General features: G+C 59.1%; 20 protein-coding genes. 11 read left to right on the top strand and 9 right to left on the bottom strand.

Annotated elements, in window-relative coordinates; all coding sequences use genetic code 11:
• The first annotated feature begins 427 nt into the window (after positions 1-427).
• The 3 genes from yihA (at position 428) to AUC43_RS13275 (ending at position 2296) form a co-directional block, all read left to right on the top strand.
• Positions 428-1048 carry a ribosome biogenesis GTP-binding protein YihA/YsxC gene (gene yihA, locus AUC43_RS13285; RefSeq protein WP_068194416.1) on the top strand — a complete coding sequence of 207 codons (621 nt, stop codon included), beginning with the start codon at positions 428-430 and terminating at the stop codon, positions 1046-1048.
• A gap of 80 nt (positions 1049-1128) precedes the next feature.
• Positions 1129-1590 carry an energy transducer TonB gene (locus tag AUC43_RS13280; RefSeq protein ID WP_068194413.1) on the top strand — a complete coding sequence of 154 codons (462 nt, stop codon included), beginning with the start codon at positions 1129-1131 and terminating at the stop codon, positions 1588-1590.
• A 109-nt stretch (positions 1591-1699) separates the two neighbouring features.
• Positions 1700-2296 (top strand): DUF5606 family protein, encoded by a 597-nt coding sequence (locus AUC43_RS13275; protein WP_068194410.1) that lies wholly within the window; start codon positions 1700-1702, stop codon positions 2294-2296.
• A gap of 69 nt (positions 2297-2365) precedes the next feature.
• On the opposite strand, the gene fbp is transcribed toward AUC43_RS13275, so the two are convergent.
• A complete protein-coding gene (gene fbp, locus AUC43_RS13270) occupies positions 2366-3391 on the bottom strand; it encodes a class 1 fructose-bisphosphatase (RefSeq protein ID WP_068194407.1) in 1026 nt (341 codons plus the stop codon).
• 196 nt (positions 3392-3587) lie between these two features.
• Between fbp and AUC43_RS13265 the strand changes: the two genes are divergently transcribed.
• From AUC43_RS13265 to rsgA, 4 genes are all read left to right on the top strand, one after another.
• Positions 3588-4853, top strand: coding sequence for an aspartate kinase (locus tag AUC43_RS13265; protein WP_082685087.1), 1266 nt, complete (start codon positions 3588-3590; stop codon positions 4851-4853).
• Between the two features lie 178 nt (positions 4854-5031).
• Complete coding sequence (locus AUC43_RS13260; protein ID WP_068194404.1) at positions 5032-5616, top strand: peroxiredoxin; 585 nt, start codon at positions 5032-5034, stop codon at positions 5614-5616.
• 47 nt (positions 5617-5663) lie between these two features.
• Positions 5664-6914, top strand: coding sequence for a 3-deoxy-D-manno-octulosonic acid transferase (locus AUC43_RS13255; protein WP_068194401.1), 1251 nt, complete (start codon positions 5664-5666; stop codon positions 6912-6914).
• Entirely contained in the window at positions 6911-7879 is a 969-nt protein-coding gene (gene rsgA, locus AUC43_RS13250; protein ID WP_199243446.1) for a ribosome small subunit-dependent GTPase A, read from the top strand. The genes AUC43_RS13255 and rsgA overlap by 4 nt, the downstream gene beginning before the upstream one ends.
• A 183-nt stretch (positions 7880-8062) precedes the next feature.
• On the opposite strand, the gene AUC43_RS13245 is transcribed toward rsgA, so the two are convergent.
• On the bottom strand, positions 8063-8698 hold the full coding sequence (locus tag AUC43_RS13245) for a fasciclin domain-containing protein (protein ID WP_071885915.1): 636 nt from the start codon (positions 8696-8698) through the stop codon (positions 8063-8065).
• 176 nt (positions 8699-8874) lie between these two features.
• On the opposite strand from AUC43_RS13245, the gene AUC43_RS13240 reads away from it, so the two are divergent.
• The gene (locus tag AUC43_RS13240) at positions 8875-9333 is read left to right on the top strand and encodes a peptidylprolyl isomerase (RefSeq protein ID WP_068194398.1); all 459 of its coding nucleotides are present in this window, start codon (positions 8875-8877) and stop codon (positions 9331-9333) included.
• Between the two features lie 146 nt (positions 9334-9479).
• Here the strand turns inward: AUC43_RS13240 and AUC43_RS13235 are convergent, their stop codons facing one another.
• Positions 9480-10058, bottom strand: coding sequence for a DUF3109 family protein (locus AUC43_RS13235; RefSeq protein WP_068194395.1), 579 nt, complete (start codon positions 10056-10058; stop codon positions 9480-9482).
• A 102-nt stretch (positions 10059-10160) separates the two neighbouring features.
• On the opposite strand from AUC43_RS13235, the gene AUC43_RS13230 reads away from it, so the two are divergent.
• The 3 genes from AUC43_RS13230 to murA all read left to right on the top strand — a co-directional run bounded on the left by AUC43_RS13230 (position 10161) and on the right by murA (position 14673).
• Entirely contained in the window at positions 10161-12407 is a 2247-nt protein-coding gene (locus AUC43_RS13230; protein WP_068194392.1) for an ATP-dependent helicase, read from the top strand.
• Positions 12408-12494: 87 nt separating this feature from the next.
• Positions 12495-13226 carry a DUF4290 domain-containing protein gene (locus AUC43_RS13225; protein ID WP_068194390.1) on the top strand — a complete coding sequence of 244 codons (732 nt, stop codon included), beginning with the start codon at positions 12495-12497 and terminating at the stop codon, positions 13224-13226.
• 142 nt (positions 13227-13368) lie between these two features.
• Positions 13369-14673 (top strand): UDP-N-acetylglucosamine 1-carboxyvinyltransferase, encoded by a 1305-nt coding sequence (gene murA / locus AUC43_RS13220; protein ID WP_068194387.1) that lies wholly within the window; start codon positions 13369-13371, stop codon positions 14671-14673.
• A 104-nt stretch (positions 14674-14777) separates the two neighbouring features.
• Here the strand turns inward: murA and AUC43_RS13215 are convergent, their stop codons facing one another.
• The 6 genes from AUC43_RS13215 to AUC43_RS13190 form a co-directional block, all read right to left on the bottom strand.
• Positions 14778-15116 carry a phage holin family protein gene (locus tag AUC43_RS13215; RefSeq protein ID WP_262907577.1) on the bottom strand — a complete coding sequence of 113 codons (339 nt, stop codon included), beginning with the start codon at positions 15114-15116 and terminating at the stop codon, positions 14778-14780.
• Between the two features lie 27 nt (positions 15117-15143).
• The gene (gene speB / locus AUC43_RS13210; RefSeq protein WP_099092899.1) at positions 15144-16238 is read right to left on the bottom strand and encodes an agmatinase; all 1095 of its coding nucleotides are present in this window, start codon (positions 16236-16238) and stop codon (positions 15144-15146) included.
• Positions 16239-16444: 206 nt separating this feature from the next.
• Complete coding sequence (locus AUC43_RS13205; protein WP_068194384.1) at positions 16445-17065, bottom strand: chemotaxis protein CheC; 621 nt, start codon at positions 17063-17065, stop codon at positions 16445-16447.
• A gap of 68 nt (positions 17066-17133) precedes the next feature.
• The gene (locus tag AUC43_RS13200; RefSeq protein WP_068194381.1) at positions 17134-18774 is read right to left on the bottom strand and encodes a chemotaxis protein CheA; all 1641 of its coding nucleotides are present in this window, start codon (positions 18772-18774) and stop codon (positions 17134-17136) included.
• 105 nt (positions 18775-18879) lie between these two features.
• Positions 18880-19269, bottom strand: coding sequence for a response regulator (locus AUC43_RS13195; protein ID WP_068198589.1), 390 nt, complete (start codon positions 19267-19269; stop codon positions 18880-18882).
• A 77-nt stretch (positions 19270-19346) separates the two neighbouring features.
• Positions 19347-19877, bottom strand: a complete 531-nt coding sequence (locus tag AUC43_RS13190) for a chemotaxis protein CheW (protein WP_068194378.1) — start codon at positions 19875-19877, stop codon at positions 19347-19349.
• Between the last annotated feature and the right edge of the window lie 66 nt (positions 19878-19943).

Raw genomic sequence — 19943 nt, 5'->3', positions numbered from 1 at the left:
GAGGAGAGGTTTGAAAAAAAGAAATTTCTGAAGGGTTGGTAAGTAGAAACGCGTAGCGTTGGGGCCGCGTAGTGTTTTTGGGCCTTATACTCAAAAAAGGCAGCAGGGTTAGGCTTTAATACCCGTTTACGGCTAAGGTAACCGTACAGTAGCGCCAACCTCGTGCCTATTTATATAGTCAAGGGCAGGCCAGTGACGAGCAAAGATAGGTTTTTTGCTTACAAAAAGCGGTTTTTGGCGGCATTAAGGCCATTCTACGACGGGCGAGTGCGGCGGCAGCGGCCCACTGGATTGGCAGGCATGACGCGCAAATATAGAAGCACCAATGAAATAGCCATTGATTTGCACATTTTTATTTCTCCGACCGCCGCTGGGTTTCGGATGTAATTTTGCAACTCCTTACATTTTCGCTATTACCCGCCCTTCGATGATTATTCGCGATGCTCGTTTTTTAACCAGCAACTCCCGGGCCGACCTCTGCCCGGAGCCTACCATGCCCGAATACGCCTTTATTGGCCGTTCCAACGTTGGCAAGTCCTCCCTGATTAATATGCTCACGGGCCGCAACGGCCTGGCCAAAACCTCGGCCTCGCCGGGCAAGACGCAATTGATAAACCATTTTGTAATTAATGATGAATGGTTCCTGGTCGATTTGCCGGGCTACGGTTATGCTAAAGTGAGCAAAACCTCGCGCGCCGAGTGGGCCCGCATGATTAATTTCTATTTGCGCAACCGGGCCAATCTGATGTGCGTGTGCGTGCTCATCGATTCGCGCCACCCGCCGCAGGCCGCCGACCTGGAATTCATGGAAAAGCTCGGCGAAGAAGGCATTCCGTTCGTAATGATATTTACCAAGACGGATAAGCAGTCCACTGCCCAAACCAAGGCCTTGGTTACGTCCTACCTGCAAAAGATGAGCGAAATCTGGGACGAGCTGCCGCGCTACTTCCAGACTTCGGCCGAAACCGGGCTGGGGCGCGACGAAGTGCTGGACTTCATTGCAGAAGTGAACCAGCAGTGGGACGCCAATGCAGCTGCCCAAGAGTAAATTGGCCCCTAAATTGCCAATAGCGGCCCGGCCTGCATTGGGCTGCTGATTCACCTGTCTTCTCTCCGCTTTTATATATCATGATTAGAAAAACCTCCCTTTCGCAGCTGGCCATGGGCCTGCTGCTGGCCGCTGCCGCACCGGCCATGGCCCAAACCGCTCCCAACACCCAGCCCGGGGCTAAGGTCCACGCCGAACAAGGCACCGGCATTGGCTCGGTGGGCAAGGTCATTCCGGTGGCGGAGTACTACGAAGGCGGCCAGGAGGCCATGTATGCCTTCATTGCCAAGGAGCTGAAATACCCGGCCATCGCCAAGCGTAACCGCATTCAGGGCCAGTGCATCATCAGCTTCCAGCTCAACGCCGATGGTACCATGCAAGACATGCGCATCGTGAAACAGCTGGGCGGCGGCACCGGCGAGGAAGCGCTGCGCGTGGTGCGCCTGCTCAAATTCAAGAAGCCCGAACTGCCCATTCGGGCCAGCCTCCCCATTGTGTTCAAGCTCGGGCAGACGGCCTCGAACGCGACGGACGGACAATAATCCGTAGTTTTGCCTTGTTGAATGAGGAATGAGGAATGAAGCAGCGCTTTGGGGCCTGCATTCGTTTTTCGTTCCTCATTCTTCATTCCTCATTCTTCATTTAGTTACCATGCCTTACGAATTGCAAGAGTTGGCCGCCATCAGCGGCATGCCCGGCCTGTACCGCTTAGTGCGCGCCGCGCGCCACGGCGTACTGGTCGAAAGCCTCGATGAGAAAGCCACTCGCACCCTGGCGCCGGCTCGCAACAAAGTGTCGCTGCTGTCGGAAATCTCCATTTACACCCAGGACCCCGACCAGACCGTGCCCCTCACGGAAGCCTTTGACCGCATCTACCAGAAGCACGGCACCACGGCACCGGTTACGTCCAAGTCGAGCGAAAGCGAACTGACCGACTTCATGGCCAGCGTCATACCCGACTACGACCGTGACCGCGTGTACCTGTCCGACATCAAGAAGCTGGCCAGCTGGTTTGGCATCGTGAGCAAGCACGTCCCCTACCAGGAAGCCACGGCCGTTGCCGAAGCGACCGATAGCGCCGAAGCGGCGCCCGAGACCAAAGGCAAGGCGACCAAATCAGAAAACGAACCTACGGCCGACGAGCCCCTGAGCACCGGCGGCGTAATTGCCGCGGCCGACGAGGATGCCAGAGCCGAGGGCAACCCGGAAGCGGCTCCCGCCAAGAAAAGCCGCAAAAAGGCCGAGTAAATAGAAATCAATTTCCATAAAAAAGCCCGCTCCTGAATCAGGAGCGGGCTTTTTTATTATTCGTTTAAGCTATTTGGAAGGGACGCTCTTGAGTTGCTTCTCTTTTGCCAGGAAGGCTTCGGCCTCTTCTACCAGCTCTTTGCTGCCGATGAAAACGGGGCAGCGCTCGTGCGGCGTTTTTGGCTCAATTTCCATGGTGCGCTGGTACCCGTTGGAGCTTTTGCCGCCGGCCTGCTCCACAATGAAGGCCAGCGGGTTGCACTCGTACATGAGGCGCAGCTTGCCCTGGGGCCCTTTGGAAGTGGCAGGGTAAATGTAAATACCGCCCTTGAGCAGGTTGCGGTGGAAGTCGGCCACGAGCGAGCCAATGTAGCGGGCCGAGAAGCTGCGCTCCTTGCAATGCTGCACAAACGCAGCCACTCCGGGCGAAAACGAGTCGGAGCTGCCTTCGTTGATGGAGTAGATGGTACCGGTTTTGGGCGTCTGAATATCGGGGTGCGAGAGGAAGAATTCGCCCAGCGAGTGCTCGTAGGTAAAGCCGTTCACGCCGTTGCCGGTGGTGTACACGAGCATGGTGCTGGAGCCGTAGATGACGTAGCCGGCGGCAACCTGGTGCGTGCCGGGCTGCAGGCAGTCGGCAGCGGTGCCTTCGCGGCCGGTGGGCGACACGCGGCGGTAGATGCTGAAAATGGTGCCGATGCTCACGTTCACGTCGATGTTCGAGGAGCCGTCGAGCGGGTCGATGGCCACCACGTACTTGCCTTGGTTGTTGCCGGTCTGAATCATTTCATCGTCTTCCTCCGAGATGATGGTGCAGACTTCGCCTCCGTTGCGCAAGGCCCGGATGAAGCGGATGTTGGCAATCACGTCGAGCTTCTGCTGGTCCTCGCCCTGCACGTTGCGGTTGCCGTAGGCGCCGGCAATGTCGATGAGACCCGAACGGTTGATTTCGCGGTTTACAATTTTGGCTGCCAGGGCGATATCGCGCAGCAGCTGAGACAATTCCCCGGTGGCGTAGGGAAAGTCCTCCTGCTTGCGCATGATAAAACGGTCGAGGGTGGTGCCAACGGGCAGGGCCAGTTTATTGTGGTCCATATATAGAGGAGCGGAATGAAGGGCAGGAACGCAGGGCAAAGCTACTTCGGCGGGGCTGAAATTTCTCCCTTAAAATTGTTCGGTACTGGACCAGTATCGCAGTTGAGCTATGCCTGGGAATAGGGCTGGCGGGGCGCAAGGCTTGTTTTTGAGTTGAGCTGGGCAAAGACTGTCGGCACTCCTACCTTTGCCCGCCATGGATAATGTGCATGTTTACAAGTTTGGCGGGGCTTCGGTGCGCGATGCCGACGCCATCCGAAACCTGGCCGGCATCGTGCGGCAATACGGCCGCCAGCAGCCGTTGCTGGTGGTGGTGTCGGCCATGGGCAAAACCACCAATGCGCTCGAGGAACTGTTTCAGCTGGCCTACGACGGCCAGGACTATTCAACCCAACTTGCTCGGCTCAGTGCCTTTCACCAAAGCGTGGCCGCTGACCTGGGCCGGGCTCAGGAAACACAAGCCGCCGCCAAAGCAGAAGCACCTCTCCTATCTGACCTGCTCACCGAACTGGCCGACCGCCTCGCCACCGTGGGCCCCGGCGACTACGACCGGCAGTATGACCAAATGGTGAGCTTCGGCGAGCTGCTGGCAACGTGCATCGTGGCCCGGGCGCTGGGCCTGCAGTGGCTCGACTGCCGCCCGCTGATTCGCACCGACCACACCTGGCGCGAAGGGCGCGTAGACTGGCCCACTACGGAACGCCACATTACGGCGGCCGTGCCGGCGCTGCTGGCCGAAGGCCCGGTGCTGACGCAGGGGTTTTTGGGCGGTACGGCGGGCGGGGCCACCACCACGCTGGGCCGGGAGGGCTCTGATTATACGGCGGCCATTTTTGCATACTGCCTGCGCGCGGCGAGCGTCACCATCTGGAAGGACGTGGCCGGCCTGCTCAACGCCGACCCCAAAATATTCCCCGACACGGTGCGCTATCCGGAAATAAGCTACCGCGAAACCATCGAAATGGCGTATTACGGGGCTTCCGTCATTCACCCCAAAACCTTGAAGCCCTTGGCCGACCGCCGCATTCCGCTGCGCGTGAAGTCGTTTATGGACCCCGAAGCGGAAGGCACGCTCATTCACGACTGCCACCACCCCATGCTGGCACCGGCTTTTATCTGCAAAACCAACCAGTGCCTGCTGTCCTTCGAGAGCAAGGATTTCGCCTTTATCTCGGAAGAAAACCTGGAAGTAATTTTTGGCGCGTTGGCCCAGGCCAAGTTAAAAATTAACGTCATGCAGAATTCGGCCATCAGCTTTTCGGTGTGCACCGATTATTCGGAGCGCCGCATTCACCAGCTGTTGGATTTGCTGCGCGAGCATTTCACCTTGCACTATAATACCGGGCTCACGCTTTTCACCATTAAAAACTACGATGCCGCCAGCGTGGCCCGCCTCACCGAGGGGCGCGGACTGCTCCTGGAGCAGCGCACCCGCAGCACGTTTCAGTTTGTGTGCAAGTAGCCGAGCGACGTGGGCTACACGCATCGGCACCACGCCCGGCATTGTTGGCACCCCGCCCTTAACCCGTGCGGTGGTAGTATTGCCTAAACCGTAGCAGCACGCAAATAGCCCCTTGCTTTTCGGCGATTTAGCACAAGATTCGTACGGTACTCACCCATTACAATTTCACTTCAAGACTATGTCAGTTCTCGTTGGCAAGCGTGCCCCTTCCTTTAAAGCCACGGCTGTGATTGACGCCTCCTTCGAAGAGGACTTTTCGCTGGACCGTTACCTCGGTAAAAAGCACGTGTTGTTTTACTTCTACCCAGCCGATTTCAGCCACGTGTGCCCCACCGAAATCCTGGCGTTTCAGGACCGGCTCGAGGAATTTGAGCGGCGCGGGGTGGCCGTGGTGGGCTGTTCCACCGACTCGCAGTATTCGCACCTGGCCTGGCAGCTCAAGCCACGCGATAAGGGCGGCATTGCGGGGGTGAAGTACCCGCTGGTGGCCGACTCCACCAAAACCATTTCGGCCAACTACGACGTACTGGGCGGCCACTACGATTATAATGAGCAGGGCGAAATGACCTACGTGGGCTCGCCCATGGCCTACCGCGGCCTTTTTCTCATCGACAAAGACGGCATTGTGCGGCACCAGCTGGTGAATGACCGCCCGCTGGGCCGGAGCCTTGCCGAGGCCCTGCGCATGATTGATGCCTTGCAGCACTTCGAGAAACACGGCGAGGCCTGCCCCGTCGATTGGGAAGCCCACCCGCAATTATAAACGCGACCGTAATTCCGGGCCGAGTCCTGATTGCGTAATTTTGCGCCTTGCTGTTCCTTTATAATATTGCGCTGGGCCTGTATGGCCTGTTGCTGCGCCTCGTAGCGCCGTTTGTGCCCAAGGCGGCGGCCTGGGTGGCGGGCCGTCGCGGGCTGCTGCCCCACATTGCCCGCACCATCGGGGCCGACCCCGCGCCGCGCGTGTGGTTCCATTGTGCTTCGCTAGGCGAGTTTGAGCAAGGCCGCCCCCTGCTGGAGGCCTACCGCCAGGCGCACCCCGACACCAAACTAGTGCTGACGTTCTTCTCGCCCTCGGGCTACGAAATCCGCCATAACTGGCCCGGTGCGGACTATATTTTCTACCTGCCGCTGGATAGCCGCCGTAATGCCCGCGCCTTTCTGGAGGTGGTGCGGCCCCGGCTGGTTGTGTTTGTGAAGTACGAATTCTGGTACCACTTCCTCAACGAAGCGCACCGGCGCGGCATCCCCGCCGTGGTGGTCTCCGCCATTTTCCGGGCCGACCAGGTGTTTTTCCAGCCCTGGGGCGGGTTCTTTCGCAAGATTCTGAGCCATTTTGCGCACATCTTCACCCAGAACGAAGCCTCCGCCGCTCTACTTCGCGGCCTGGGCCTGGCCCAAGTGAGCGTGGCCGGCGATACGCGCTTCGATACCGTGGTAGCCACGGCCGCGGCCCCGCCCAAGTCCTTGCCCGTAGTCGAAGCCTATGTAGCCGATGGGGCGCCGGTGCTGGTGGTGGGCAGCAGCTGGCCCGAAGACCTGCCGGCCCTGGCCCCGCTCCTCACGCACTACCAGTCCAAGCTGCGGGTACTCATGGCCCCGCACGAAATCAGCGAAACCAACCTGCGCCTGGTAGAATCGGCCTTTCCGGGGCAGGTGCTGCGGTATTCGCAGGCCGACGCCGCCACCGTGGCGCAGGCCCGCATCCTGCTGTTCGACAACGTGGGGCTGCTGAGCCAGCTCTACCGCTTTGGCCAATACGCCTACGTGGGCGGCGCTTTCGGCAAGGGCCTGCACAACACCCTGGAAGCCGCTGCCTTTGGGCTGCCGCTGTTCTTTGGGCCAACCTATGCCAAATTCCAAGAGGCCACTGAATTAGTTGAGCTGAAATGCGCGTTTCCCGTGCATAATCCGCAGGAGCTGGAAACGGCTTTTGCCCAGCTCTGGCACAATGAAGAAGCCCGCCTGCACCTGCGAGCCACGATGCTAAACTACGTGCACAGCCAGGCGGGCGCCACCCGCACCATTATGGCCGCGCTGCCCCATCTCACTGCCTCATGATTTCGGATACTCCTTCAACTACTAGCCCCGGCACCTTGCTGCACGGCACCGTGGTAAAATCCACCGGCTCGTGGTACGTGGTGCGCGGCACCGATACCGGCCAGCTCTACCGGTGCCGGCTGCGCGGCAAATTCAAGATAAAAGGGCTGAAGGTGAGCAACCCGCTGGCCGTGGGCGACCACGTAGAATTTGCCGTGGAAGCCCAGGCCGAGGGCTCTGCCGTTATCTCCCACATTGCCAAGCGGCGCAACTACATCATTCGCCGCTCGGTGCACAAAACCGGTCACTCACACATCGTTGCGGCCAACCTGGACCAGGCCCTGCTGGTGGTCACGCTGGTGTCGCCGGCCACCTCATTCGGCTTCATCGACCGGTTCCTGGTCACGGCCGAGGCGTACCACGTGCCCGTGACGCTGCTGTTCAACAAGACCGACTTGTACGACGCCGATGGGTTTGAGTACCAGGCCGAGATTGCGGGCATGTACGCCAGCCTGGGCTACCCCAGCCGTACCTGCGCGGCCACCACGGGCGAGGGCGTGGCCGAAATCGATGCCCTGCTCGAGGGCAAAGTGAGTTTGCTGGCCGGCCACTCCGGCGTGGGCAAAAGCACCCTCATCAACGCCCTCGTACCGGACCTTGATCTAAAAACCGCCGAAATCAGCGAGTTCTCCGATAAGGGCGTGCACACCACCACCTTTGCCGAAATGCTGGAAGTGCGCCCCGGCACCCATATTATCGATACACCCGGGATTAAAGAGCTGGGCTTGGTAGAAATTCCGCCCGCAGAGCTGGCCGGCTATTTCCCCGAAATGCGCGCCCTGCTCAACCAGTGCCGCTACCACAACTGTCAGCACACCCATGAGCCCGGCTGTGTCGTGCGCGAAGCCGTGGACCAGGGCCGCATTGCCCTCCCGCGCTACGACAGCTACCTGAGCATGCTGGCCGGCGAAGACAACCGGCACTAACGCCTGTCATTGCGAGCGTAGCGCGGCAATCTTTCCTCTGCCTGCACTTACCCCTGAGAAGTGACAATGCTTCATTCTATTAAAAAAGCCCCGACTCTGCAGTAGAGCCGGGGCTTTTCACATCATAAGGTTAGGCGCGGTGAGAGGACGGATTGCCACGCTGCGCTCGCAATGACTGGTACTCTACTTGCCCAAGGGCAATACTACGCCGTCGATAACGTGGGTTACGCCATTGCTGGAAATCACATCGGGGATTTGCACGGTGGCGGGCGTGTCTTTGCCGTTGCTTACCATCACCTTGCCATCGCGCACCATAATGTGGAGCTTGTCCCCGTTGACGGTGGTCAGTTCCTGGCCGTCTTTCAGGTCAGCGGCCACGAGGCGGCCGGGGATGACGTGGTACTTGAGCACACCGGCCAGCTTGGCTTTGCTGGCGGGGTCCATGAGACCGGCTACGGCGCCTTTGGGCAGCTTGTCAAAGGCGGCGTTGGTGGGCGCGAATACGGTGAAGGGGCCAGGGCCACTGAGGGTCTCAACTAAACCAGCCTGCTTCACGGCGGCCACCAGCGTGCTCACGCTTTTGGCGGCAGCGGCATTTTCTACAATGTTTTTCTCGGCGGTCATCGCCACGCCGTCCACCATTACGCCTTCAGGCTTGGCCATCCGGGCCGAGTCGCCGGCCATAGCAGCCACCGAGTCAGCGGGGTTGACGGTGTTGGTGGTTTCGGTTTCAGTGGTAGCGGGCTTGTCGTTGCCGCAGCTGGCCAGCACCAGCGAGGTGGCCACGGCCGCGAGCAGGGGCGCAAAATGTTTTTTCATGAAAGAAGTGTGGTGAAAAAGTGGTTTGGTGTGACTATGCCGATGCGGCGGTTGAGCTTACGAAGTAACAAACCGGCAGGGATGTTTCGCTACGCCAACCGATTTCTTACCTTCGCCCCCGGGAAAGCGCCACAGTCTTTCGCCAAACGCAATTCGCAAGCACCATTCCGAGATTTATGAAAACAGCTGAAATCCATACCAAAAAAGGGGTAATGAAGGTCGAGTTTTACGAGCAGGACGCTCCCAAAACCGTTAAGAACTTCATCGACCTGGCCGAAAAAGGCTACTACGACGGCCTGAAGTTTCACCGCGTCATCCCCAACTTCGTGATTCAGGGCGGCTGCCCCAACACCCGCGCCGGTGCTAAAGGCGTGCCTGGCACCGGTGGCCCCGGCTACAAAATCGACTGCGAAACCAGCGGCGGCAACCAGTACCACGAGCGGGGCGCCCTGAGCATGGCCCACGCCGGCAAAAACACCGGCGGCTCGCAGTTCTTCATCGTGCACGACCGCCAGAACACCGCCCACCTCGACCGCGTGCACACCGTGTTCGGCAAAGTGGTGGAGGGCGTTGATGTCATCGACCAGATTCAGGCCAACGACGAAATCGAAAAGATTGTAGTGAAGGAGGCGTAAACCTCAGCTCTAACTACATAAAAACGTCATGCCGAGCGTAGCCGAGGCATCTCGCGTGTGGTAGTAACCCAATCGACTGGATATACTATTGCACGCGAGATGCCTCGTCTACGCTCGGCATGACGTTCTTTTTTATCAACCCGCGCCTACTTCCCTTCCGGCGATGGGTTTTCAATCTCCCGTACCAGTTCGCTATACCAGCCTTCGCCATACTTGCGAATCAGCGGGTCTTTCAAAAACTGGTACACCTTCACCCCCAGCGTGCCACCAAACGCGCAGGCCGGGTTGCAGATGCCCCACCGGTCGTAGTTGAGCGCGTCGAAGCCATCGTATTTGGTGATGCGAATCGGGTACAGGTGGCAGCTGATGGGCTTTTTGAACGTGGTGGCCCCTGCCAGGTAAGCTTGCTCAATGCCGCATTTGAGGATGCCGCGCTCGTCGTAGAGCGCGTAGGCGCACTCCTTATCGTCAATCGTTGTTGTACTGAAGTCACCTTCCCAGTCTTTGATGTACAGGCCCTGGGCCTCGATGGCCGCGCGGCCCGCATCGGTGAGGAAGGGCTTGATGTTGGCGTATTCCTGCTCCAGAATCTTGAGCTCGGGTTCTTCGAGTGGCGCGCCGAGGTCGCCCTCTACGCAACAAGCGCCCTTGCAGGCTTCGAGGTTGCAGACGAAAAAGTTGTCGGCGATGTCGTCGGAGATGACCGTTTCTTGAATAATAATCATTAGTACAAAGATAACCCCGACCGCGGGGCCAGAAAATCATTGGGCCCCCTACCCGGTGGGCCGTATCTTTGTCAACCGCCCAAAAGGCGACTTAATTCGCAGATGGCACTAGATTATTTATCCCTCCTCAATCCGTCGCAGGCCGCCGCGGTGATGCAAACCGAAGGCCCGTGCATGATTATCGCCGGTGCCGGCTCGGGCAAAACCCGGGTGCTTACCTACCGCATTGCCAACCTACTGGAAAAGGGCGTCGACCCGTTCAACATCCTCGCCCTCACCTTTACCAACAAGGCCGCCAAGGAGATGCGCGCCCGCGTGGAGAAAGTCGTTGGCCCCGCCGCCCGCAACCTCTGGATGGGCACCTTCCACTCGGTGTTCGCCAAAATCCTCCGTTCCGAAGCCGACAAGATTGGTTACCCACGCAGCTTCACCATCTACGACACCCAGGACTCGAAGACTCTAATTGGGCAGATTGTGAAAGAGCTGGAGCTCGACGACAAGCTCTACAAGCCCAGCCTGGTGTTGGGCCGCATCTCGGCCGCCAAGAACAAGCTGATTTCGGTAAACCAGTACCTTAACGACGCGGCCATCAAGGCCGACGACGAGGCGGCACTCCGGCCCAAAATCGGCGTGCTCTATCAGCAGTACCAGCAGCGCTGCTTCAAGGCAGGCGCCATGGACTTCGACGACCTGCTTTTCAACACCAACGTGCTGTTCAAAGAACACGTCGACGTGCTGAACAAGTACCAGAACATGTTCCGGTTCGTGATGGTAGACGAGTATCAGGACACCAACTATTCGCAGTATCTGATTACCCGCAAGCTGGCGGCGAAAGAGAGGAACATCTGCGTAGTGGGCGACGACGCGCAAAGCATCTACGCCTTCCGCGGCGCCGACATCACCAACATCCTCAACTTCGAGAAAGACTACCCCGAGCTGCAGGTTTTTAAGCTGGAGCAGAACTACCGTTCCACCAAGAACATCGTGTGGGCCGCGAACTCGGTGATTAAAAACAACCAGGCGCAGCTGCGCAAGGACGTTTTCTCGGAGAACGAAGACGGCACCCTGATTGAAGTCCTGAAAGCCGCTTCCGACAACGAGGAAGGCAAGTTGGTGGCCAATTCCATCTACGAGGACAAGATGAACGGCCATTTGTCCTACGACAACTTCGCCATCCTGTACCGCACCAACGCGCAAAGCCGCGCGATGGAAGAAGCCCTGCGGAAGCTCAACATCCGGTACAAAATTGTTGGCGGCCTGTCGTTTTATCAGCGCAAGGAAATCAAGGACTTGGTGGCCTATCTGCGCCTCACAGTTAACCAAAACGACGAGCAGGCGTTGCGCCGGGTGATTAACTACCCCAAGCGCGGCATCGGCGATACTACAATCAGCAAACTCATCACCACGGCCGACGAAAACAACCACTCACTGTGGGAAGTAGTAGCCAACGCCGACCAGTTTATGCCGGCGCGGGTGTCGAATCCGGTGGTGGGCTTTGCCGAGAAAATCAAAAGCTACATGGTGGTAGCGGCCAAGGAAGATGCCTTTGAAGCGGCCAAATTCATCGCCAAAAACTCGGGCATGCTCGAGGAACTGTACGCCGATAAGAGCATAGAGGGCCTCTCCCGCTACGAAAACATGCAGGAGCTGCTCAACGGTATCAAGGAATACGTCGACGACCCCGAGCGCGAAGACAAGAGCCTCGGCGCCTTCCTGCAGGACATTGCTCTGGTGACGGACTCCGACCTGAAAGACGCAGCGCAGGAAGGCGAAGCCGTGACGCTGATGACCATTCACTCGGCAAAGGGTCTGGAATTCCGCAATGTGTACATCGTGGGCATGGAGGAAAATCTCTTCCCGAGCCAGATGATGATTACCTCGCGGGCTGACCTGGAGGAAGAGCGCCGCCTGTTTTACGTAGCCATCACGCGGGCCGAGAAGAAGCTCACGTTGAGCTACGCCACTTCGCGCTACCAGTGGGGCAACTTGCGCAGCTGCGAAAAAAGCCGCTTTCTGGATGAGATTGACCCGCAGTACGTCAACTTCAAATTCGCGGCCGGGCCGGGCGCGGGCGAGTCGCCGTTTCAGCACGTATTTGAGCGCCGCTCGAACCTAATTCCAACGGCGCCGCGTAAGGTGCAAGCCACCAAATACGTGGCCCCGGCCGACTTCACTCCTTCCGACACCTCCAAGCTGCAAAGCGGGCAGCGCGTCGAGCACGCCAAGTTCGGCTTCGGCGTAGTGAGCCAGCTCGAAACGCAGCAGGGTACCACCAAAGCCACCATTCAGTTCGAAGAAGTAGGTGAGAAAGTGCTATTGCTCAGCTTCGCCAAGCTGCGGGTGCACTAACCTTTTGCGGCCCATATAGAGGAGGCATAAGCCTTCTTCCTATCTTTGGCCCGGGCCCGCCTTTGGCGGGCCCTCCTATTGCTTTCTATGACCGACCTCACCACCCTGCCCTTCCACCTGCAACTGCTGGTGCGCGAATACGGGCACAGCACCTACCAGCTCATTCAGGGCCTAGCCCAGATTGAAGACGTGGCCGAGCGCACCAAGCGGGCCGGGCAGATTGTGCAACTGATGCTCCGCTTGCAGCCGTCGCTGCGTGAGTTGCCTGAGGTACAAACCCGCCTCTGGAACCACCTGCACGCCATGGCCGGCGAAGAAGTGACCTTGGATGCACCCGTGCCACTGCGCAGCCTCACAATTCGTACCGAGAAGCCTACCCGCGTCCCCTACCCCCGCCAGGCCCCGAAGCTCCGGGCCTACGGCGCGGCCGTGGAGGCCCTGATTGCCAAGGCCCTGACCATTGAGGACCCGGCTGAGCGCGAACAGGCCACCGTTCAGATTGGCCGGACCATGAAGTTCCTGTACCGCCAGCACAACAAGGAAAACGCCAAGGACGTGACCATCCTGCGCCATCTGGGCGAGCTCTCCGGCGGCCAGCTCCGCCTCGACCCGGCCGTGGTCGACAGCGAAAACCTGTTTGAGATGCCAGGCGGCACCGGCCGCACGCCGGCTTTCATCGTGCCCCAGCCGCAGCAGAGGGAAGGCCGCGACCGGCGCGAAGGCCGCGACAACCGCGACGGCCGAAACGGCGGATTTGGCAACAAAGGCGGCAAAAAGCGCAAGAAAGGCCGCCAGGAACCCCAGCAGCCCCCTCAGTAATAGTTTCTTTTGGAACGTCATGCTGAGCTGGCCGAAGCACCTCTTCCACGCAACTAACTAGATTTAGTACAGCGGTAGAGCTGCTTCGGCCAGCTCAGCATGACGTTCTGCCTACTCGAATATCAACCCGATTAAATAAAAAATGGCTGCATTTGAAGTACGCGGTGGCAAAGCGCTGCGCGGCGAAATCACGCCCCAGGGCGCTAAAAACGAAGCCCTCCAAATTCTCTGTGCAGTACTGCTGACGCCGGAGCCGGTGACCATCAGTAACATCCCCGACATCCGGGATGTAAACAAGCTTATTGAGCTGCTGCGCGACCTGGGCGTAAAAGTGGGCAAGCTGGCCACCGACACGTACGTTTTTCAGGCCGAGGACGTCAACCTTGACTACATGGATTCGCCCGCATTCGTGGCCCAGGCGGGCGCGCTGCGGGGTTCGGTCATGATTCTGGGCCCCATGCTGGGCCGCTACGGCCGCTGCCAGCTGCCCAAGCCGGGCGGCGACAAAATTGGCCGCCGTCCCATGGACACGCACTTCCTGGGCCTCGAGAAGCTGGGCGGTAAGCTCACCCTCGAAGGCACCGATTTCTACCGCATCAAGGCCGAGGGCAAGCTCCAGGGCACCCACATGCTGCTTGATGAAGCGTCCGTAACCGGCACAGCCAACATCCTGATGGCCGCCGTATTAGCCGAAGGCACTACCACCATATATAACGCTGCCTGCGAGCCTTATCTGCAGCAGCTGTGCCGGATGCTGGTGCGCATGGGCGCTAACATCCAGGGCATTGGCTCTAACCTGCTCACCATCGAAGGCGTCGAAAGCCTGGGCGGCACCGAGCACCGCATGCTGCCCGACATGATTGAAATCGGCTCTTTCATCGGCCTCGCCGCCATGACGGGCTCCGAAATCACCATCAAGGACTGCCAGATTCCGCAGTTGGGCCTTATTCCGGATACCTTCCGCAAGCTGGGCATCCAGCTGGAGTTCCGCGGCGATGACATTCATATCCCGGCCCAGCCCCACTACGAAATTGCCACCTACCTCGACGGCTCTATCCTCACGGTGAGCGACCACACCTGGCCGGGCTTTACCCCGGACCTGCTCAGCATTGTGCTGGTAGTGGCCTGCCAGGCCAAGGGCACCGTGCTCATTCACCAGAAGATGTTCGAGAGCCGCCTGTTTTTCGTCGACAAGCTAATCGACATGGGCGCCCAGATTATTCTCTGCGACCCGCACCGCGCTACGGTTATCGGGCTGGACCAGCGCACGCGCCTGCGCGGCATCACCATGACATCGCCCGACATTCGGGCCGGTGTGGCCCTGCTCATTGCGGCTCTTTCCGCTGAAGGCAAAAGCACGATTGAAAACGTGGAGCAGATTGACCGCGGCTACCAGAACATCGACCAGCGCCTCACCGCCCTCGGGGCCGACATTCGCCGGCTGTAACGGCTGGCCTTCTAGCGAACAAAAAAGCCCGGCTGTGAAGCCGGGCTTTTTTGTTGGCCAATCCTTAAGTGAAGTATTTGCTTAAGTTGAGCTGTAAAGGCGAATTAGTCTACCACTAAATCAACCACGGCATTCACCAGCGACAGCGCAATGCTGAAAAGCAGCGCGTTGAGGAAACCGTGCACGTCGAAACTGCTCATCAGGAAATCGGCCAGCTTCACAATGATTACGTTGATAACCAGCAGGAACAGGCCCAGCGTCAGCACGGTGATGGGAAAGCCGAGAATCTTGAGAATGGGCTTCACGACGGCGTTGAGCAAGCCCAGCACCAGCACCAGGATGGCCGCGCTGCCGAATCCGCTCAGTACTACGCCCGGCAGCACCAGGCTGAGGCCGTACACCAGCACCGCCGTCAGGATGAATTTGAGGATAAAACCAATCATGAAAAAAGGGGTTGAGGTGAGAGAAGGTTACTCCGCCTCCATCCCTTTCGCGACGAGGCGGCCTTGAGATACGGCCATCCAGTTGCAAAGTTGGTAGAGCAAGCGCGCGCCCACGATGCCGTTCCAATCGGTGTCACCGGGGGCCACTTCGTTGAGGTCGCAGCCGATGATGGTGATGCCCGCCCGCACGATGGAGCGGATGAGATAGGTGGCTTCTTCGAACTCCAGGCCACCGGGCACGGGCGTGCCGGTGCCGGGGCACAGCTTGGGGTCGAGCCCGTCGATGTCGAAGCTGATGTACACCTTGGGGGGAAGTTGAGCTATGATTTTGCCGCAGACTTTCTTCCACGATTTCTTGGCGAACTTTTCTTCGCTTAAAAAGCGCTGGCCGAACAACGCGACCCGCCCGTTAGAAGTCGCAATAAAATCGGCCTCCTGCTGGCACATGTCCCGGATGCCAACTTGCACCAGCTTCTTCACCTGGGGCAGGTCGAGGGCGTTGTACATGATGCTGGCGTGCGAGTATTGGAACCCTTCGTACGCCGGGCGCAGGTCGCAGTGCGCGTCGAACTGCAGGATGGCGAATTCTTCGTGCCGCTCGGCAAGCGCGTGCAGGTAGCCCAGGGGCGTGCTGTGGTCGCCGCCCAGCACCACCACGCCCTTGCCCTGGTCGAGCAGGGCGCCGGTTTTATCCTTAAGCCACTTTAGCATCTTGTTGCCTTCAGCCGTGATTTGGCCGGGTACGGTGCTAAATTTTTGCTGGTCGGTCTCGGGCTGGCCGGCTTCCAGCCAGTCGATGTATTCGGAGGCCTGCGGGCGCAGCTTGCGGCTGGTTTCGGCAATGGTTTCGTCCTCGTCTTCCATGGCCAGGCCCAACTTCCAGGCATCGGGCAAATCCTGGTCGTACAGGTCGACTTGCATGGAGGCTTCGCGAATGGCGGCCGGCCCATCGGCGGTACCAGCGCGGTAGCTCACCGTCACTTCCCACGGAACGGGCACCACCACCACCTGAGCTTCCTCGGTGGTGAAGGGCAAACCAAACAGGCCGCCGGCTGCATCGCCAGGAGCATTGGGGTCGAAGGAGGCTATTTTTTGGGCCAAAGCGGCATTGTTCTTAGACATCGGAGTTTGCTAATGAAGGGTTATTAAAAACCAAGGCCGCCAATCGGGGTGAATCCGCTGGCGGCATGGGCAGGGAAGCTATCGAATAGCTCCACAAAAATCCAAATTATGAAGTTGAGCCGGATGAATTGGCTCAAGCTGTATGACGTGCTTTTATAGTAGGCGGTTATGTTGCTAAATGCAGTGAGCAGCCTTCGGTAAAAAGACTAGGCCGACATCTGACTGCCCAGGAAATCGTAACTGCGAATTATCTCCAGAATTTTCGAGAAGGTGACCCGGTCAAAGAACAGCATCAGCGGCAGCTCCACCATGTTGTCTTTGTCGGAGAACTGAGTGATAACCGAAAAAATCAGGGGCTGGAGCTGGTGCTGAGGCAGTAGGCTCTGCAGAATATCGCCGATGTCGCCGTGGGGAGCGGTGGGAGGCGCCCCGTAAATATTGGCCTTGAGGATGTTGGCGAGCTGCGTGACCAGGGCCCCGGTGATGATGTTGCTGATTTCGAGCAGCAGCGACTCCTGAAGCTCGTTCACCTCCAGCGATTCGGCCGATTGCATGCGCAGACACACCCGGGAAAGCCGCTGAATGTGCTGGCCTGAGAAGAACATCAGCGTGGTACCGTTGAAATCCCCCCGGATATCGGACTGAATAGCAACGTGGTTGGTCTGATAATCGCGCACTCTGGCCAAGATATCGTCGCTTACCAGCAAGTCGATATTCGGCACTTCCAGGAGCACCCGTTCTTGGGCGATTACGGCGAACGAATCGGCGGCGCGAGCCAGGCCAATGTTCAAAATCTCGCGGATTATATCACGTTCTAAGTCGGTCATCGATAAATCCATAACGTCGAATCTAGGGGGAAGTGCAGCTGCGAGGACTGTGGTGAGAGAAAGTGAGTTTAGGGCCGTTTGTTTAAAAACAAGCGGGTGAGTGCCGGCACATCCAGTACGAGGCACACTTGCCCGCTTCCGAGCAGGGTGACTCCCCCAAACAGGTCAATGGTATCCAACGGCTTACTGAGTGGCTTGATGACGATGTTCTGCTGACGCAGAAATCGGTCGACGACCAGGCCCAGGCGGCGGTTGTTGTAGTTGACCACCAGCACATGCTGGGGGCCATTCACGTCGTTTTTGTCGGCAAGGGGTAGCGGCCCGTCGCCTTCGTCGTACAGCAGCTGGCGCAAGGGCACCAGCGGTACGGACTGCTCGTGGAATTGGGTCACCAGCACGCCGCCCACTACCGAAATCTGCCCGGGGTGTAGGGCCAGCACCGTGTCGGTGTGCAGCAGCGGCACGGCATAGGGCCGTTCGTCCACTTCTACCAGCAAGGCGCCTTTTACAGCAATGGAGGTGGGCAGCACCAGCGTAAACGTAGTGCCCACGCCCAACTGCGACTCCACGCGTAACTGGCCGCCTAACGAATCCAGGGCCAGCTTCACCACATCCAGGCCCACGCCGCGGCCAGAGATGTCGGTTACTTGTTGAGCCATTGAAAAGCCTGGCTCGAATAAGAACGCCCACACGGCGTGCTCGTCCAGCGTAGCGGCGGCTTTAGCCGTGGTCAGGCCCCGCTCTACGGCTTTGCGGCGCACGGCTTCGGTGTCGATGCCGCGGCCATCGTCGCGCACCTGAATGAGCACGTCGTCGCGCTCGGTCAGGGCCGAGAGGGTGAGCTGCCCAACGGGAGACTTGCCCGCCTTCAGGCGTTGCTCGGTGGTTTCGAGGCCGTGGCTGACGGCGTTGCGCACCAGGTGCAGCAAGGCGTCGGTAATGATTTGCAGGATGTTGCGGTCAATCTGCACGTCCTGCCCGCTCATGGTCAGCTCCACCTGCTTGTCTTCGACCGCGGCCACGTCGCGCACCACCCTTGGAAACTTGTTGAGCAGCACGCCCACCCCTACCAGCCGGGCATCCATCACGCTGTACTGCAAATCATCAGAAATGCGGAACAGGTGCTGGGCCGTGGCCAGCAGCGCGGGGTTGTCGAGCTCCTGGGCCAGGGTCATTATCCGGTCGCGGTCAATCACCAGCTCGCCTACCAGGTTCAGCAAGTTGTCGAGCTTCTTGACCTGGATGTACACCAGGTCCGACAGCTCCATTTTCCGGTTCGACTCCTCTTCGGTGTCGATGGTCTCTTCGTCGTCCAGCACCGGCGCTTCGCCGCGCACTAGGCGGTCGAGGTTCTCAAGCAACGCACTGGCATCGGGCAGGGGCTGGTTGGCTCCCACCGCCCGAATCATGCTGCCCAACGCGTCAACCCCGGCAAATACCACCCGAATGAGCGGCCCGCTAAAGGTGCGCTCGTGGTCCCGAATCAGCCCAAAGAGCGTTTCCAGGTGGTGGGCAACCTCGCCCAGGTCCGTAAAGCCCATGGCCCGGGCGTTGGCCTTGAGGTTGTGCATGAGCCGGAACAGCTCATTGAGTGCCGGACCCGCGTCGGGGTTGCGCTCCAGCTCGCTCAGGTGCCGGCTCATGGAGTCGTAATACTCCAGTGCCTCGGCCATGAACAGCTCCCGGTATTCCTGGTCGCGCGTTTTCATTGGCCGATGTTCATAGTTACACGTTGTTCCCAAACCGCCACGCGCCACCAAGCCCCATCGTTTCCGACGGTGAGCTGCATAGCCACGGGAGGTTGCGGCCGCACCTTAGGCCGTCTGTTCTGTGGCGTCGTTGTTTTGCAACGCGGCTCCCACTATCTCCAACACCTTCTCTTCCGAGAACGGCTTCACGATGTAGGCCAGGGCCCCATTCTCGATGGCTTCGTTCACGATGACCTCCTGGCCCACGGCGCTGCACATCACCACCTTGGCCGACGGCTGCGTTTGGCGAAGGCTCTTGAGCACGTCCAGCCCGGTGTTATCGGGCAGAATCACGTCGAGGGTGATGAGGTCAGGCTCGGTTGAAGTGGCCATTTCCAGGGCCTGGGCCCCGTTGGCGGCTTCGCCTACTACCTCGTAGCCAGCGTCGGTGAGCATGTTCTTGAGCATCGTCCGCATGTAAAATGAGTCGTCGACGATGAGAATGCGCTTGTTCATGGTATTGGGTGACATAGGGGTAATTCGATTGCATGGCCGAGCTACTGCGCCCGGCCCCGCGTTGTACGGGCTGGGGGCTACGAAGATGCCCCTTTGCCGGGCAGCCGCATCACCTCGCTTGGGGTGAGCAACTTACGCATGTCGAGCACGATGATGATGCCCCCCTCGGGGAGTTTGGCAATGCCTTCGAGGTACTTGTCGCGGGTGCTGGAGTCCTGCACAAACTCCGGGGCCGGCTCAATCTGGCTCAGGGGCAGCGTGAAGGGACGCGGCACTTCGCGCACCATCAGGCCAAGGGTATAGTCGGCGGCCTCCACGGCTACGGTGTAGCTGCGTTCGGGCAAGGGCCGGCCGGCGGGCCGGAGCCGAAACCGCTCTTCCAGGTCAATAATGGCAATGATGTCGCCGCGCAGGTTGGCAATGCCTTTGATGAAGGGCGGCGTTTTGGGCATACGCGCCACTTCCGGGGTCACGGTCACCTCTTTCACCTGCTCAATGCGGATGCCGTAGTCTTCGTCGCCCAGCCGGAACACAATGAGCTGAACCAGCTCGGCCGGTTTGGCGCGTTCAGATTTAGGGGCAGGAGCGGCTAGTTCAATCTCGGCCATATACTTGGTAGTCAGCAGCTGGTGGTCAGTAGTGGGTATTTGGTGGTCGGGAAGCTAAAGCATTGT

Source organism: Hymenobacter sedentarius, from assembly GCF_001507645.1.
Taxonomy (GTDB): Bacteria; Bacteroidota; Bacteroidia; order Cytophagales; family Hymenobacteraceae; genus Hymenobacter; species Hymenobacter sedentarius.
The sequence above is the reverse complement of the archived record's forward strand: the minus strand, read 5'-3'. Positions and strand labels throughout refer to the sequence as shown.

Excerpts from the sequence above, each read along its gene's own strand:
- yihA (WP_068194416.1), top strand. The coding sequence starts at position 428 with ATGATTATTCGCGATGCTCGTTTTTTAACCAGCAACTCCCGGGCCGAC.
- AUC43_RS13280 (WP_068194413.1), top strand. The coding sequence starts at position 1,129 with ATGATTAGAAAAACCTCCCTTTCGCAGCTGGCCATGGGCCTGCTGCTG.
- AUC43_RS13275 (WP_068194410.1), top strand. The coding sequence starts at position 1,700 with ATGCCTTACGAATTGCAAGAGTTGGCCGCCATCAGCGGCATGCCCGGC.
- fbp (WP_068194407.1), bottom strand. The coding sequence starts at position 3,391 with ATGGACCACAATAAACTGGCCCTGCCCGTTGGCACCACCCTCGACCGT.
- AUC43_RS13265 (WP_082685087.1), top strand. The coding sequence starts at position 3,588 with ATGGATAATGTGCATGTTTACAAGTTTGGCGGGGCTTCGGTGCGCGAT.
- AUC43_RS13260 (WP_068194404.1), top strand. The coding sequence starts at position 5,032 with ATGTCAGTTCTCGTTGGCAAGCGTGCCCCTTCCTTTAAAGCCACGGCT.
- rsgA (WP_199243446.1), top strand. The coding sequence starts at position 6,911 with ATGATTTCGGATACTCCTTCAACTACTAGCCCCGGCACCTTGCTGCAC.
- AUC43_RS13245 (WP_071885915.1), bottom strand. The coding sequence starts at position 8,698 with ATGAAAAAACATTTTGCGCCCCTGCTCGCGGCCGTGGCCACCTCGCTG.
- AUC43_RS13240 (WP_068194398.1), top strand. The coding sequence starts at position 8,875 with ATGAAAACAGCTGAAATCCATACCAAAAAAGGGGTAATGAAGGTCGAG.
- AUC43_RS13235 (WP_068194395.1), bottom strand. The coding sequence starts at position 10,058 with ATGATTATTATTCAAGAAACGGTCATCTCCGACGACATCGCCGACAAC.
- AUC43_RS13230 (WP_068194392.1), top strand. The coding sequence starts at position 10,161 with ATGGCACTAGATTATTTATCCCTCCTCAATCCGTCGCAGGCCGCCGCG.
- AUC43_RS13225 (WP_068194390.1), top strand. The coding sequence starts at position 12,495 with ATGACCGACCTCACCACCCTGCCCTTCCACCTGCAACTGCTGGTGCGC.
- murA (WP_068194387.1), top strand. The coding sequence starts at position 13,369 with ATGGCTGCATTTGAAGTACGCGGTGGCAAAGCGCTGCGCGGCGAAATC.
- AUC43_RS13215 (WP_262907577.1), bottom strand. The coding sequence starts at position 15,116 with ATGATTGGTTTTATCCTCAAATTCATCCTGACGGCGGTGCTGGTGTAC.
- speB (WP_099092899.1), bottom strand. The coding sequence starts at position 16,238 with ATGTCTAAGAACAATGCCGCTTTGGCCCAAAAAATAGCCTCCTTCGAC.
- AUC43_RS13205 (WP_068194384.1), bottom strand. The coding sequence starts at position 17,065 with ATGACCGACTTAGAACGTGATATAATCCGCGAGATTTTGAACATTGGC.
- AUC43_RS13200 (WP_068194381.1), bottom strand. The coding sequence starts at position 18,774 with ATGAAAACGCGCGACCAGGAATACCGGGAGCTGTTCATGGCCGAGGCA.
- AUC43_RS13195 (WP_068198589.1), bottom strand. The coding sequence starts at position 19,269 with ATGAACAAGCGCATTCTCATCGTCGACGACTCATTTTACATGCGGACG.
- AUC43_RS13190 (WP_068194378.1), bottom strand. The coding sequence starts at position 19,877 with ATGGCCGAGATTGAACTAGCCGCTCCTGCCCCTAAATCTGAACGCGCC.